A 15,155-nucleotide genomic window follows, 5' to 3' on the forward strand; every position below is an offset into this window, starting at 1 on the left:
ACCTTCTCAACTACTACTAACAATCCTTGTCAATATAGCATATATGGAAGTCATTTACATGATAGAATAGGATCATTTATTCAAATAGTTTCCAAACAAGAAAAGCCGAGCCCCTTCTAGGTTGAGGGGACTCGGCTATAGCTTCAAATAAGCGATGCTTGGTCAGCAATTAAACTTCTACTACTTTGACGGATTCCATTTGGTCTCTGCCTTTGAATTGGTCAACAAGCTCCATACCTGAAGTCACTTTACCGAATACGGTATGTTGACCATCCAGATGCGGTTGTGGACCATAACAGATGTAGAACTGACTTCCACCTGTATTACGGCCTGCATGCGCCATAGCCAGTGTTCCACGCTCATGTTTGTTTGGATTGATTTCACAGTTGATCTTGTAGCCTGGGCCGCCAGTACCTGTACCTGTAGGACAACCACCTTGTGCCATAAAACCAGGAATTACACGATGAAATACGAGGCCATCATAAAAACCATCATTTGCTAATTTTTCAAAGTTCGCTACTGTGTTAGGTGCATCTTTTTCAAATAAATCGATAACGACTTCGCCGCCATTGGCAAGTTTGATTTGTGCTTGTTTTGACATGTAAAATGTACACTCCTTTGTGATCTTCCTGTTCAATGTGTTTTATTGTACTACATCCTGCAGCTCTGCACAAATGCTAGACTACAAGGACTTTGTGGTTTGCTTCATTCTCGCCGGGATACGGTCATTGCCGACAATGTTTTCATACGACTCACGTTCAACCACAACCTCGGCTTCGCCATTATTCACAAATACGACCGCGGGACGGCGAATCCGGTTATAATTGCTGGCCATTGCGTAATTGTAAGCACCCGTGCAGGATACAGCCAAGATATCTCCAGACTGAACCTCAGGAAGCGTAACATCCCAAATCAACATATCTCCGCTCTCACAACATTTGCCGGCTATCGATACAAGCTCTTCTTCCTTCTCAGTAGCCCGATTCGCAAGCATGGCCTCGTAACGGGATTGATACAAGGCAGGACGCGGGTTATCGGTCATACCACCATCAACAGCTACATATTTACGGACGCCCGGGATATCCTTGTGCGTACCTACCGTGTATAAGGTTGTACCTGAATCTCCAACGATGCTGCGGCCTGGCTCCACCCAGATTTCCGGTGTTGGGTAATCATAACGGCTAAAGTTGCTGCTAATCGATTCAGCGATCGCTTTGACATATTGAGAAATCGGCAGCGGCGTATCGCCCTCGACATAGCGGATACCGAACCCGCCTCCCAAATTAATTACGGAGAATACAACGTTCAGTTCATCGCGAACCTTAGCCGCGAAGCCGATAACTTTATCAACAGCCATTTGAAATCCTTGTACCTCAAAAATTTGCGACCCGATATGTGAATGGACGCCCAACAGCTTAATATAAGGGAGCTTGGTGGCTTCCTCAATGGCATGGTAGGCAGAGCCATTATCCAAATCCAATCCAAATTTCGAATCCGTTTGACCTGTAGAAATATATTCATGCGTATGAGCCTCAACGCCAGGTGTAATACGGAATAAAATATTCACTCTCTGACGCTTCTGCCCCGCAATGGCATTCAACATATGAAGCTCCACCAAATTATCGACCACGAAGCAGCCAATCCCTGCATCAATGGCCATTTCAATTTCCATAGGCGTCTTGTTATTTCCATGAAAATGTATCCGTTCAGCTGGGAATCCGGCCTGTAATGCTGTATACAGCTCCCCATCAGACACAATATCCAAAGACATTCCCTCTTCTTCTACTAAGCGGCACATGGCCATCACACAAAATGCTTTACTTGCATAGGCAACCTGAAATTTCAAGCCTGTTTCGCGAAAAGCTTCTACATATTCACGGCATCTTTGACGGATCAATGCTTCATCCATAACATACAGCGGAGTACCAAAGCGCTCTACAAGCTCCGTTGTATCGCATCCACCAACTTGCAAATGCCCATAATCGTTAATTGTACTCGTTCCATGCAAATACATATTTAATTTCCCTCTCCCCGTTGACATTATATCTAAAATACCATAATGGGGCATGAGCTGACAATATGTATTGAGCCCACCTCGCTTATGGCTGTCTGGTGCTATCCGCAGGCTTGGTTAAACTCATTCTGGTTTTGACAGCAAGGAATGGCCTACGAAGAACAATTTCCCGCATTGCCTTTACATTAAACGGTATGAACGGCCACAAATAGGGGGCATTATACGATCTTCGTGTCGCCAGATAGATGACCCAAACCGTAGAAACGATGACGAAACCCGGAACTTTCCATATTGCAGAAGCAATCAGCAGCATCAGTCGAGTCAATCGGTTGGCGAGCCCAAGTTCATAGCTCGGTGTAGCGAACGTGCCTACGGCGGCAACAGCCAGATATAAGATCACCTCATTTACGAACAGCCCGGTCTTAACCGCTACTTCTCCTACCAGTACCGCAGCCACCAAGCCCATTGCTGTTGTGAGCGGCGCAGGAGTATGCACAGCAGCCATTCGCATCAGATCTATTCCGAGCTCGGCTATTAAAAATTGCACCAACAGCGGCAGCTTTACGGCTTCCTGCGGACCGATAAAGTCCATTCCGACTGGCTTCAGCTCAGGTGAGCTCACAAGCAAAAACCAGAGGGGCAGTAAAAACAGCGAGGCGGCGATTCCAAGAAATCGAACCCAACGCAGGTATGTTCCTGCCATAGGCGTTTGGCGATACTCCTCTGCATGCTGCACATGATGGAAAAAGGTTGCCGGCAATATAATGACACTTGGCGAAGTATCCACAAACAAAGTAACATGCCCCTCAAGCAGATGAACCGCAATGACATCTGGACGTTCCGAATACCGAACCATCGGATACGGATTCCAGCTTTTGCCCACAAGGGCTTCTTCCAGCTGTTTTTCAGCCAGCGGCAGACCTTCAACCTGGATTTGATTGATTTTATCACGAATCGCTTCAACCAAAGCCGGGTCGCAAATATCATCAATGTAGGCCAGACACACATCCGTATGAGTTCGACGCCCGACACGCAGCATTTCAAGCTTGAGACGCGGATCACGAATCCGGCGTCTGACCAACGTAACATTGGTGAGCAGCGTTTCCACGAAGCCATCGCGTGATCCCCGTACAACCCGTTCCAAATCAGGCTCCTCTGTCGAGCGAACAGGGAAGCTTTTGGCATCAACAACAATAGCGGCCGCGGACCCTTCAAAGAAAAATCCGGTAGCTCCCATCGCCACCTGATCGATAACTTCATTCAATTTGTCAGTCTGCTTCACCTGAATATGGGGTATCAAAGCGTCCATGAAGAGCTGAATCGTGTCCTGTCCCGCAGAGTGACCAACCTCATGCTGAATCGGGATATCTGTAATCGCTACATCCTTGGCATGATCACTAACATGCTCCGCCGTAGACAAACGGTCCAGCACCATCGTAAGCACGTTATCCTTGGCAAAACCGTTATAATAAAATATCCCTGCTTTTTTTCCGCCAAACACCATCTCACGAAATACAACATCAAAGCTGGTATGCAGCCCAACCCTATGCTCCAGTATCTTTTTTAAAGCATCAAATTCGGTAGCTATGCTGTCCTCTTTCGCCGAGTTTTGGGTCTGTTTGACTACGGATTGCTTATTGTTCTCTGATTCAGTAATATTGCCTTCGGCATCAATGACAAGAGGCTCATCATCAGTCCGATCCGAATCTTCTCCGACAGAGCCTTGCATTTGCTTTGGACGCGTCCACAATTTTTTCATAACACTCCCACCTCACATGTTGTTAGTTAACCCAGGACGTGCAGCCAATCCAGCAATGACCCCAGCACTTTTCCGAATACCATGGCCATCAGCAGCCACAGCATGTAGGAGGCCATCCCCACCCGTTTGGCGAGAATGGGCAGCACGTTCATTACCTCCGTCAATGCCCCTGCCAGCATGCCAACAAACCCTCCCGCCAACAAGCCGAGCAAGACTGCTGTCAACGGGTGTAATGAAAAGGACCACACGAAAAAATCTGACAGTGTAAAAAACACCGAACCGCCTATGACGGACCATTCATAAGCACGAATGAGCCGGTAGGAACGAGTTATTTGAGCCAGCCGCGGAATGATATCCAGCACAACGAGAAAGGCAACCATCCCGCTGCCCACAGCGATTCCACCCGCCAATCCAATAAACAGCTGTACGGGGATTAGCCACCACTGATTCATTTGGGTTCATCCTCCGCTTCATGGATTCTGCAATACTCCTCGGTAATGACGTAATGATTTACATTTTCCTGATACATAAACATTTCCACCTCGAGAGGACTGGGTTCCTCATTGAATTTCTTTTTGAACAGGTGGTTAAAAAATATGATCATTCCCACACCAATTCCGACTGAATACGGAATTTGCAGTAAGAGCGGGTATTCTGCCCATTCCCCTGTAAGCAGCCTGTAAATACGTTGATGGACAACCCCCATACTGACATCTGCATGGAAGTTCATAATGGCTAAGCCCGATCCGACGAACAAAAGCAGCCACACAAGAGCAATCCAAATCAACCTCGGCGGCTTACGCTCATCCTTGATTTCGATCAGACAATGCGGTTCACCAAAATGCTCAATTTGCATAAAAGGGTACAGTTTTTTAATTTTACTCACAATGAGCATCATATCGATCAACAGCATGCTGCCTTCATGCTCCCGCGGACGATGCAGCAGCAGCATTTGCAAGGAGGGTTCGTATTCAGCATCAACCAGCATTTGCGCGACAGCACCGAGTACAACCGGGTCCCCCCGACGTATACACATTCTTTTGCGTAAACGGATATACAAAGTTGCACCGGTAGTACCGATTATCATGCCCCATCACTTCCCTTGCGTATTTATCCCATAGTATGAAAAAAAAGCTCCTCTCCTAATCGCCAACGGTCATGGCAATAATTCTCTTGATGCTTGTATAAGTTATCGCTCTTTATGGGAAAGTAATCGTAAGGTCGTAAATCCTGCTAGAAGGAAGGGAGTTATGAATTATGGGAAAATTCGCATTGACGCTCGTTATTATAGGGGCTTTGAACTGGCTGCTTATCGGTTTATTTCAATGGGACCTTGTTACAGCGATATTCGGTGGAGAGGTTCATCGCGCATCCTCCGGCTTCAGCCGTATCGTGTATGCAATCGTAGGCTTGTGCGGTCTGTACTGCCTGAAATATTTATTTTCGGATGAGACCAAAAAAGCCAGATAGATCGAGGGTGTAAATCGAAGTGCGGCTATGCAGTATTGCACAATCCATAAAAAGTGGCCCTCAAACCATTAGTTTGAAGGCCATTTTTTTCTGTTCGAACTACAAGGTATTCACTTATTGGGCAATCTGATCCTTGATCGACTGGAGGATTTTTTTCTCCAGCCTGGACACTTGAACCTGCGAAATGCCTAATCGGTTCGCTACCTCGGACTGGGTCTGATCGCGATAATATCTCAGATAGACAATCAGCCGCTCCCGTTCGTTTAAGGTTCCAATCGCTTCATTCAAGGCGAGTTTTTCAAACCATTTATCCTGGCCTTCATCGGCAATTTGATCAATCAACGTAATGGGATCTCCGTCGTTTTCGAACACCGTTTCGTGAATCGAAGCCAGCGGCTTATTCGCTTCCTGAGCAAATACCACTTCCTCTGGTGTGATTTGCAGTTCGTCAGCAACTTCCTTAATTGTGGGCAGACGACCATTATTTTTCGATAGTTCGTCCTTCGTTTTGCGGATTTTATTAGCAAGCTCCTTCAGTGAGCGGCTCACCTTGAGTGTACCGTCATCTCTAAGAAAGCGTTGGATCTCACCAATAATCATAGGCACCGCATAAGTAGAAAATTTCACATCGTAAGATAAATCGAATTTATCGACCGATTTGAGCAATCCGATGCAGCCAATCTGGAACAGATCATCGGCCTCATAGCCCCGGTTCAAAAATCGCTGCACAACCGACCAAACCAGACGGATATTACAATTGACCAGCGTTTCTCTGGCAAGTGAATCACCGGATTGACTTAATGCAATTAAGCGCTTGACTTCGCTATCATCCAGGTATCGGTGAGAAGCATGTTTCAAATCGACATCCATATAGAATCGACCCCTAATTGAACAAAGCTTTTTTAGATTCAATTCGCTTTTTCATTTTGATTTTTGTACCGACGCCGATGGCTGTTGTCACTTCGATCTCATCCATAAAATTTTCCATGATCGTAAAGCCCATTCCTGAGCGTTCAAGCTCTGGCTTGGTCGTATACAGCGGCTGCTTGGCCTGCTCTAAATCGGCAATGCCTGCACCCTGATCCTCAATCGTTAAATATAACGTGTCATCCTCGATCTCGGCTTCAATCGTGACCACACAGTCAGGATGATTGTCGTAACCATGAATAATCGCATTGGTAACCGCCTCAGATACGACGGTTTTCATATCCGTTAATTCCTCCAGAGTCGGATCAAGCTGCGTTACAAAAGCTGCCACCGTCACCCGTGCAAAGGATTCATTTTCGGAGCGACTGGCAAACTGGAGGGTCATAAAATTCCGTTCACTCATGATACGGCCTCCAAACTGCCAAGAGCCTGTTTTTCGTTATCATAAGTGGACACAATTTTGAATAGCCCTGACATCTCCAGCAATCGATGTACAGCCGGGTTCAGATCGCAAACAACCAGCCTTCCATCCCTGGCTTTAATCTGCTTATAGCGTCCCAGAATGACCCCAAGACCAGAGCTGTCCATGAAGGACAATTCCTTAAAGCTCAGAATCATATGGTTAACATTACTCTTATTCAGAGCCTCTTCCATACGCAACTTAACCGTCTCGGCCGTGTGATGATCCAACTCACCCTTCAGCCTGACAATGATTGCTGTACGATGGTGCTCGATTTCAATATGCAGACTCACGCTGCTCACTCCTTCCCTTTCATGCACACCATTTCTACACAGGAATTCCCTTTTCCTGCCACTCGACAAAACTAGAAGAAATGTGCCAGAAAGCAAAGAAATGCGACATGATCGGGAAGCAGCCAGCCTATATGAGCAGTTGGTCGTTCTTTTGTCAAGGTTACTACATTAGTCTATAAAAAATAATTGTTTGGCGCTTCGTTTCATCAGCACCCACCAGCCAGCCTTGCTGACTTCAATCGATGACTCCAGCGGAAATTCAGAAAGCACCTGATCCCCTTTGTACACAACGATTTTACCTATGGGCTGACCAATCGCGATCGGCGCCTTTAAATCTGGCAGCAGCTGTACCTCATGACGAATGTCACTACCGGCTTCGCCCTTCTTCAGCAGCATACTGTAAGAATGCTTGGCCGTCAGCGGCACGACCGACTGCTCGCCCTTGCTGATCTTAAGCTCACCGATCGAATCGCCGGTTTTGTAAATCGGATAGCTCATATATTGTGAAAAAGCATAGTCAAACAGATTCGATACTTCGGCATTACGAGTCTTGGTATTGGGTTCACCCATAACGACGGTAATAATTCGAAAATTATCTCTTTTGGCAGTAGCGGACAGGCAAAATTTAGCCTCACTTGTGTAGCCCGTCTTCAAGCCGTCTGCTCCGCTATAAAAACGGACCAATTTATTCGTATTCACAAGCCAAAAGGGCTTGGCAGTATCCTTCCGCAAATAGTCCTGATAGGTTCCGGTGAATTGCGTGATTTCCTCATGCTTCAACAGCTCGCGAGACATCAAAGCGATATCGTTAGCAGAGGAGTAATGGTTATCTGCAGGAAGTCCGTTACAGTTGACAAAATGAGTATTCTTCATTCCCAGCTGGCCTGCACGGTCATTCATCATCTGTACAAAGGCTTGCTCTGAGCCGGCAAGCTTCTCAGCCATTGCGACGGAGGCATCATTGCCTGACGCCATTGCGATCCCCTTCATCATATCCTGAACCGTCATTTCCTCACCCGGCTCCAGAAAGATCTGCGAGCCTCCCATCGATGCCGCATATTCACTTGTGCGGACCTTATCTGTCATCTTGATCTTACCTTGATCCAAGGCCTCCATCACGAGCAGCATCGTCATGATTTTGGTAATACTCGCTGGCGGCAGCTTCGCATCCTTGTTTTTTTCAAATATGACTGTACCTGTGTCCACATCCATCGTAACCGCTGAAGATGCGTTTGGAGCCAAATCTACAGTTTGATTGGGTGACTGCTTTTCTTCAGCCCAAGCAATGGGTAAACTACAAGCCACAAGTAAATGAATGCATAGCAACAGCTTGATTGTTTTCGTAAACATACCTTTTCTATCCCTCCATTCTAAAGGTTAAACTACTTCTATTCATTGTTGACGAAATTCTCCTTAAATATTCCAAACGTTGGAAAATGAAAACAGGATGATAACCTGCCCGCAGCATGCACAAAAAAACACCCTCTTGCATCGAAGCAAAGGGTGCTCAGTCCAGCTTATAGGGTGTGTAGGGTCATGCCGTTCAAATCATCTCAACGCCGTTCCTGGAAACAATCGCATAAATAAGCGGAGATCTGGCAGCACTGCCTGTAACCAGGGTAAATGCTGAACGCGTACGTTGAGTCATATCTTCTGTAAACATCGGTTCATTGTTATTCATATATAGCTCCGCTAACATCTCGCCAGACCTAACAGAGTCACCGACCTTCTTACGAAGTACCATACCGACTGCAAGATCGATCTGGTCCTCTTTGGTCGCTCTACCGGCTCCAAGCAGCATGGCGGTAACACCCAGTGCCTCAGCATCAATCCGAGAGACAGTGCCATCCTCTGCAGCCATGACAGGCACCTGATAGGGCGCGGATACTAATAGCTCCGTATTGTCGATGATCGCCTCATTCCCGCCCTGAGCGCCTACAAGCTGCTTCAGCTTGGCTAATGCGGACCCATTGTGCAGCAGTTCGGTCACCTTCACCTTGGCTTCTTCGTAAGTTGCCGCTTTGCCTCCCAGCACGACCATGTGAGCCGCCAGTACGATACAAAGCTCGGTCAAATCAGCAGGGCCTCGGCCCTGCAGCGTTTCTATAGCCTCACGAACTTCAAGTGCGTTACCGATCGCTTCACCCAACGGTTCATCCATATTAGTAATAACGGCTACGGTTTCTCTGCCAACCTCTTCACCGATTTCTACCATAGCCTGAGCCAGCTTAATCGAATCCTCCAATGACTTCATAAAAGCGCCACTGCCGGTTTTTACATCCAGCACAATCGCATCAGCGCCCGAAGCAATCTTCTTGCTCATGATCGAACTTGCAATTAAAGGAATCGATTCAATCGTGGCTGTAACGTCACGCAGTCCATACAACTTTTTGTCCGCGGGTGTCATATTGCCGGATTGGCCGATCACCGCAACTCCGATATCGGTTACCTGCTGCAAAAACTGCTCCTTGCCCAGTTCAACCTTAAAGCCTGCAATAGCTTCCAGCTTGTCGATCGTTCCGCCTGTATGACCAAGCCCGCGACCTGACATCTTGGCTACAGGCACACCTGCCGCTGCCACTAGAGGAGCCAGAATCAATGTCGTCGTATCGCCAACACCACCTGTGCTGTGTTTATCCACTTTGACTCCGGGAATGGAACCGAGCTCCGCCTGATCACCGGATCGTGCCATAGCCAGAGTCAAATCTGCTGTTTCTTTAGCGGTCATACCGTTGAAATATATGGCCATCGCCCAGGCCGACATCTGGTAATCGGGAATGTCCCCTTTTGTGTAGCCTTGAATCATATAATCGATTTCCGCTGTCGTTAACTGCTCAGCATCACGTTTTTTTTGAATCAGTTCAACCGTTCTCATCGCCAGCCACCTCATCGCTATTTTATGAATGGATGGTTAAATTTTATCATACATAGGGACAGACTCCTAGTTTTACTCCATATGCACAGCTATACTTTAACCTGCTGTACAGCTTGTATCATATCATGAGTCATTACGCTCAAGATGGAAGAGGCATCCGCAACGTGGCGCATTTTATCAAGCTGTTGATTCGTTAAATCATGAATATGATCGGTCTGCTCCGATACTTCCTTGGCAATATAGGCAATACCGTTGACGGATGCCGCAACCTCCTCGGATCCGGCCGACATCTGTTGTGCAGCAGCGGATACCTCCTGAATTTGCATCGTGACCAAACGAAACACTTCCACAACACGTTCGAAAGACTGCTCAGCCATCTCGGACAAAGCAACCCCTTCCCTGATCTCATTCGCTGCATCATCCATTTTGTCGCCAATTCGTTGAGATTCCTGCTCAATGTTGTGCAGCAAGGACGCAATGGACTGCACAGAGGCAGAGGATGCTTCAGCAAGCTTCCGTACTTCTCCAGCTACAACCGCGAACCCGCTACCATGCTCACCTGCACGGGCAGCTTCAATGGAAGCATTCAGGGCAAGCAGCTTCGTTTGACTCGAAAATTCAGTGATAGCGCTTAAGACACCTTCGATTTTGGCCGAATATTGTTTGAGAACCTCCACTCTGGTAACAGCTTCTTCAGCCTTTGAAAAAATACTATCAATTTGATGCTTCATCTTAATACTCGTTTCCTTACCTGCTGCTGCAACCTCAAGCGCAATGACCGCAGCATCGGACACCGTCATCGACGATTCCGCAATACGCTGGATGCCGACTGCAATCTCCTCCATCGCCTGAGCGCTGTCATCCGCACTCAGCTTTTGGGAATGGGCACCATCCATAATTTGCTGAATCGTTTCTTTGATAATAACATTCATATCCAGCATAACGACGGCATCCTCGTTAAACTTTGCAGACGAGTTAACCATTTGATCGGACGTTTCGGCAATCCGGGATATGATCGTACGAATAATTTCATTCAAATTTCCGGACATCATAACCATAGCTTGGTAGGCAGTTCCGATTTCGTCTTCCGACTTGACTGGATTTGATGATAAAATCACCTTGGCCTGAGCCAAATCACCTGTTGCCATACTTTCGGCACTAGAGGTAATGACTCTTAGAGGACGCAGTGCGCGAACAACGAACCAAACAATGAATCCAAGACTAGCCAGTGTCACAACTAGCATCAGTATATAAAAGAAAATGCTTTTTCCCAGAACGTTCATGGTAATACTATCGACTACAGCTGCCGCGGTATCTATCCCCAATACCCCGACTAATTTACCATTTGCATCCTTAACCGGTGCATAGGCAGATATGTATTTACCATATTTGGCATCCTCAATTAAATCCGAACTCGCATTCTCTCCCTTCATCAGCAAAACCACGGCATCCTTGGGGATATCAGTTACTTCATTAATCGGTGATGCGGTTTGCGAGCTCCGCGGCTGGCCATCAATCATGAGTAAAGGCTTTTGCTGCTCATCAATTCTGACAAAATACACATACATGGCACCAATCTGAGTACGATAACGGTCAAGCTCTGATCGCAGCTTCCAGTAAAGCTCATTTTCCTGCGGATTCGTCAAGAAATCCTCATATTGTCGGGTATCCAGCTGTGCTGCATAGCTGTAAGCTGTTCTCATACCGTTATCGGTAATAACCTCCTGAGCCGCACTCTTCGTGTTCAGAATTTGCAACAAGATGTATCCACCGGACAGCAAAAGAATGACAATCGTGATCGCTGCTACAATTCGAAGCACTAAATGTTTTTTGAATGATGTAATCAAACTCATAATTACCCGCCTCTCACAACCAACATATAGGTAAAGATACTATTTTTCGCAGAAAAAAAGAAGCCTTTACGGCTTCTTTTTATAATCCTATGACACAATTAATGTCGATTTCATGTTAGCATGTCCGGTACCGCAAGGCAGAATGCAATGCACCTCATAAGTGCCCGGTTTGTCAAAGGTAACTTCAGCCGATTTGGTTGTGCCGTCCAATTTCACGTTCAGACCTACGATTTCCATCGCATGCAGACCTTCCTTGTTCAAAAGGGAAACCGTAACTTTTTCGCCAGCTTTCACTTTATATTCAGCCTGATCAAATTGAAAGTTCGAAGCAATGAATTTCAATTGAGGTCCGGCATGAGCTTGTGAAGCCATTTCTGACTGACGTACCGAAATATCCTGGAACAACACACCCGCTCCAAGCAAACAGGCAACAATAATACAACTAAACATAATCCACTTTGTCATCAATAAATCCCCCTAAATGTTTTGCGTAAAAAATCCTTCTTCAAATTCGTATACTATCATTGTACCTAATGAACCCAGCTTTACCTATTCCCTTTTGGGTGGTTCCGGTGAAAAGTTTGTGACAATTTGCAATCCGTTCACAGCTACCTTTGACATTCTATCATATTTACACAAAAAAACAAAAAAACCTCCACCTGTTGGCGAAAGTTTAACAAGCCTATCTAGAATCGACCACCTACACGACTTCTGAAACCAAAGCCCTGCTGGACCCTGCTCGCATCCTTGTCCTGCATTTCACGAATATCCTTGGTTAAACGACTGCGGCAGGGATAGCACATCTCTTGTTGTCTAATCGGTTCTCTGCAGCTATTACAAGGGTATGTTAAGTTAGGATAATCAGTAACAGGCAAACGCTTATCCTTAATCCATATTATGATTTGTTTAACAGAAACTCCAACCGCCTCACTCAGTTGCTCCGTAGTGACTTTGCGGTTACTACGCAGATAACGATAACAGGCGTCGAATTCATTCTGGAGATTACTTACGCAATCCTGACACAGATTACGCAGGTTTTTTTGAAATACTTTACCGCAACCGGGACAATTGGCTACCATCAAAATACTCATGATTGTCACTTCCTACCCCAAAATGATGTAGTTCCATTGCACCAATTATAGCACGATTGTAGGTACTAATACATATAAATCAAGATTATTTTATAAATTATTTTCCTGAGACTGTTACTTCAGGTAATATATTTGGGTTACTAACAGATTGTTAAACAAAAGCAGTTCATCTTATGCTATAATTTCCAAAATTAATTATCGTGAGGAGGGCTGCCCTATGCAGGTGAAAACGAATAAAACGGTGTTTGGTATTTTGATCGCTGTCAGCATGGTTCATTTGTTAAATGACACCATACAATCTATCGTTCCCGCTATATTTCCAATTATTAAAGAATCGTTGTCCTTGTCATATTCACAGCTTGGACTGATCGCTTTCGCCTTAAATTTAACGGCATCGGTTCTTCAGCCTGCTGTCGGTTTATACAGCGACAGGAAGCCACAGCCTTATCTGCTGCCGCTTGGCGTAGTGGCTACCTTAATCGGAGTCATCGGGATGGCCTTTGCGTTCGGATTCTGGACAATGCTGGGTTCAGCCATCCTCGTCGGGATCGGCTCATCCATATTTCATCCGGAATCAGCCAAGGTTGCTTATTTGGCAGCTGGCGCAAGAAGAGGGCTAGCTCAAAGCATATTTCAAGTAGGAGGCAATGCGGGGCAGGCACTGGCACCGATAATGACCGCGCTTATCTTCGTGCCTCTCGGCCAGTTTGGAATTATTTGGTTCACTCTACTAGCAGCACTTGCTCTGGGTATTCAAATATTTACAGCTAAGTGGTACAGCAGCATGCTGCGCGTGAATACGGTTAAAAAGCGGGATCATTCTTCTAAAGGAAAAGCCGTTACAAATCGCGGTAAAGTGACTGCGGCCATTTCCATCTTGGTGCTGATTCTCACCTCCAAGATGGCTTATCTGGCAGGGTTCACCAGCTTCTATTCCTTTTATCTCATCGAACGCTTTCAGCTTTCTGTTCAAGAAGCGCAATGGTGTGTGTTTGCTTTTTTGGCAGCAGGTGCGGCCGGGACCTTTTTCGGCGGTCCATTATCCGACAGATGGGGACGTCGCAATGTAATCTGGTTTTCCATCCTCGGGGCACTGCCGTTTGCATTCCTACTTCCATACGTTAATTTCCAAATCAGTATCGTTTTTTGCATCATTATCGGTTTTACGATCATGTCCAGCGGTTCGGTTAACGTTGTTTACGCCCAAGAGTTGCTTCCTGGCAACATCGGAACCGTATCCGGCCTCTTTTTCGGCCTTGCTTTCGGAGCCGGAGGTCTTGGCGCTGCTCTGCTTGGCATGCTGGCAGACTCCACAAGCATTGACTATGTGATCAAGCTGTGCGCCTTCCTTCCACTCCTCGGACTGCTTGCTATATTCCTGCCCTCTGACCGTAAGCTTGCCGAGTGGGCTAAAGAAGCAGATGACCGGCAGTCAGCTCCCAATTAACCGCAGATTCATGAACAGTACCTCAATCCTGCTTCAACACAAATATCCCGTTCCACCTTATCAGTGGTCCGGGATATTTGTGTTTGCAGATGCAGCTAACTTATACTACACGTTCACCTGAGCGACGAACCTTCTCACCAGCTCAATAAACATCGGCTTCGTCCGATTCGCCACGGCTACCACCTGCTCATGCGTCAAGGGCTCAAGCTCCTCGCCAATCGCCATATCAGTGATGCAGGAAATACCAAGCACCTTTAAACCGCAATGACGTGCAGCAGCCACCTCGCCTACCGTGGACATGCCAACCGCATCACCGCCCAAACGGGCTAGCATGGTCAGCTCTGCTGGCGGCAAGTAACTCGGACCGCTAATTCCGCTGTAGACACCTTCCTGCAATCGAATAGCGCTTTGCTCCTGGCGCATACTCTCAGCTATTCCTTTAGCTATTGCGCGGTACTCACGGTTATAGGCTTCTGACATATCCGGAAAGCGAACTCCCAGTTCCGGATGATTAAACCCGATTAATGGATTATCTCCCGTCATATTCAAATGGTCGGAAATTAGCATCAGATCGCCCGCCTGAAATTCACGGTTCATGCCGCCTGCGGCATTCGTAATCACAAGCGATTGAACGCCCAGTTGCTTCATCACGTATATAGGAAAAACTACTTTTTTCATCGAGTAGCCCTCATAATAATGAAAACGTCCCTGCATCACGATAACCGACTTGCCTTCTAACGTTCCTATAACAAACTGTCCCGCATGACCTTCAACCGTGGATACAGGAAAATGTGGAATTTCATTGTAGGCAATCGTTAAAGGTACTTCGACCTGATTAGCCATATCACCCAAGCCCGAGCCCAGAACGAGACCGATTTGCGGGACAAGACCATCCAGACGTTCACGAATCCATTCCGCCGCCTCTTGTATTTGTTGTAAGTAATTCGTTTCCAAATTCGTTCAATC

At 46.5% G+C, this 15,155-nt stretch carries 16 protein-coding genes; 2 read left to right on the plus strand and 14 right to left on the minus strand.

Features of this window, described 5'->3' with window-relative positions:
• Positions 1–169: 169 nt before the first annotated feature.
• From BK127_RS01280 to BK127_RS01300, 5 genes are all read right to left on the minus strand, one after another.
• The gene (locus BK127_RS01280) at positions 170–601 is read right to left on the minus strand and encodes a peptidylprolyl isomerase (protein ID WP_076227749.1); all 432 of its coding nucleotides are present in this window, start codon (positions 599–601) and stop codon (positions 170–172) included.
• A gap of 81 nt (positions 602–682) precedes the next feature.
• Positions 683–2,014: a diaminopimelate decarboxylase gene (gene lysA, locus BK127_RS01285; RefSeq protein WP_076227752.1), complete on the minus strand. Its 1,332-nt coding sequence runs from the start codon at positions 2,012–2,014 to the stop codon at positions 683–685.
• Between the two features lie 85 nt (positions 2,015–2,099).
• Positions 2,100–3,773 carry a spore germination protein gene (locus BK127_RS01290; protein WP_076227754.1) on the minus strand — a complete coding sequence of 558 codons (1,674 nt, stop codon included), beginning with the start codon at positions 3,771–3,773 and terminating at the stop codon, positions 2,100–2,102.
• Positions 3,774–3,799: 26 nt separating this feature from the next.
• Positions 3,800–4,225, minus strand: coding sequence for a stage V sporulation protein AB (locus tag BK127_RS01295; protein WP_076227757.1), 426 nt, complete (start codon positions 4,223–4,225; stop codon positions 3,800–3,802).
• On the minus strand, positions 4,222–4,860 hold the full coding sequence (locus BK127_RS01300) for a stage V sporulation protein AA (RefSeq protein WP_076227760.1): 639 nt from the start codon (positions 4,858–4,860) through the stop codon (positions 4,222–4,224). Before BK127_RS01300 ends, BK127_RS01295 begins: the two co-directional genes overlap by 4 nt.
• A gap of 170 nt (positions 4,861–5,030) precedes the next feature.
• On the opposite strand from BK127_RS01300, the gene BK127_RS01305 reads away from it, so the two are divergent.
• The gene (locus BK127_RS01305) at positions 5,031–5,243 is read left to right on the plus strand and encodes a DUF378 domain-containing protein (protein WP_076227762.1); all 213 of its coding nucleotides are present in this window, start codon (positions 5,031–5,033) and stop codon (positions 5,241–5,243) included.
• Positions 5,244–5,357: 114 nt separating this feature from the next.
• On the opposite strand, the gene sigF is transcribed toward BK127_RS01305, so the two are convergent.
• The 8 genes from sigF to BK127_RS01345 form a co-directional block, all read right to left on the minus strand.
• A complete protein-coding gene (gene sigF, locus BK127_RS01310; protein WP_076227764.1) occupies positions 5,358–6,113 on the minus strand; it encodes an RNA polymerase sporulation sigma factor SigF in 756 nt (251 codons plus the stop codon).
• A 13-nt stretch (positions 6,114–6,126) separates the two neighbouring features.
• Positions 6,127–6,573 carry an anti-sigma F factor gene (gene spoIIAB / locus BK127_RS01315; protein ID WP_076227766.1) on the minus strand — a complete coding sequence of 149 codons (447 nt, stop codon included), beginning with the start codon at positions 6,571–6,573 and terminating at the stop codon, positions 6,127–6,129.
• A complete protein-coding gene (gene spoIIAA, locus BK127_RS01320; protein ID WP_076227768.1) occupies positions 6,570–6,923 on the minus strand; it encodes an anti-sigma F factor antagonist in 354 nt (117 codons plus the stop codon). The genes spoIIAB and spoIIAA overlap by 4 nt, the downstream gene beginning before the upstream one ends.
• Before the next feature lie 168 nt (positions 6,924–7,091).
• A complete protein-coding gene (locus BK127_RS01325; RefSeq protein ID WP_076227771.1) occupies positions 7,092–8,273 on the minus strand; it encodes a D-alanyl-D-alanine carboxypeptidase family protein in 1,182 nt (393 codons plus the stop codon).
• 193 nt (positions 8,274–8,466) lie between these two features.
• Positions 8,467–9,798, minus strand: a complete 1,332-nt coding sequence (locus BK127_RS01330; RefSeq protein ID WP_076227773.1) for a pyrimidine-nucleoside phosphorylase — start codon at positions 9,796–9,798, stop codon at positions 8,467–8,469.
• Positions 9,799–9,887: 89 nt separating this feature from the next.
• Positions 9,888–11,651 (minus strand): methyl-accepting chemotaxis protein, encoded by a 1,764-nt coding sequence (locus BK127_RS01335; RefSeq protein WP_256711132.1) that lies wholly within the window; start codon positions 11,649–11,651, stop codon positions 9,888–9,890.
• 87 nt (positions 11,652–11,738) lie between these two features.
• Entirely contained in the window at positions 11,739–12,116 is a 378-nt protein-coding gene (locus BK127_RS01340) for a cupredoxin domain-containing protein (RefSeq protein WP_076227776.1), read from the minus strand.
• Positions 12,117–12,337: 221 nt separating this feature from the next.
• On the minus strand, positions 12,338–12,742 hold the full coding sequence (locus tag BK127_RS01345; RefSeq protein ID WP_076227778.1) for a flagellar protein: 405 nt from the start codon (positions 12,740–12,742) through the stop codon (positions 12,338–12,340).
• A 217-nt stretch (positions 12,743–12,959) separates the two neighbouring features.
• Here BK127_RS01345 and BK127_RS01350 point away from each other — a divergent pair, with 217 nt between their 5' ends.
• Positions 12,960–14,189, plus strand: a complete 1,230-nt coding sequence (locus BK127_RS01350) for an MFS transporter (RefSeq protein ID WP_076227780.1) — start codon at positions 12,960–12,962, stop codon at positions 14,187–14,189.
• 105 nt (positions 14,190–14,294) lie between these two features.
• Here BK127_RS01350 and BK127_RS01355 read toward each other — a convergent pair whose 3' ends face one another.
• On the minus strand, positions 14,295–15,143 hold the full coding sequence (locus BK127_RS01355) for a purine-nucleoside phosphorylase (RefSeq protein ID WP_076227782.1): 849 nt from the start codon (positions 15,141–15,143) through the stop codon (positions 14,295–14,297).
• Positions 15,144–15,155 lie beyond the last annotated feature (12 nt).

It is taken from the genome of Paenibacillus sp. FSL H7-0331, from assembly GCF_001956045.1.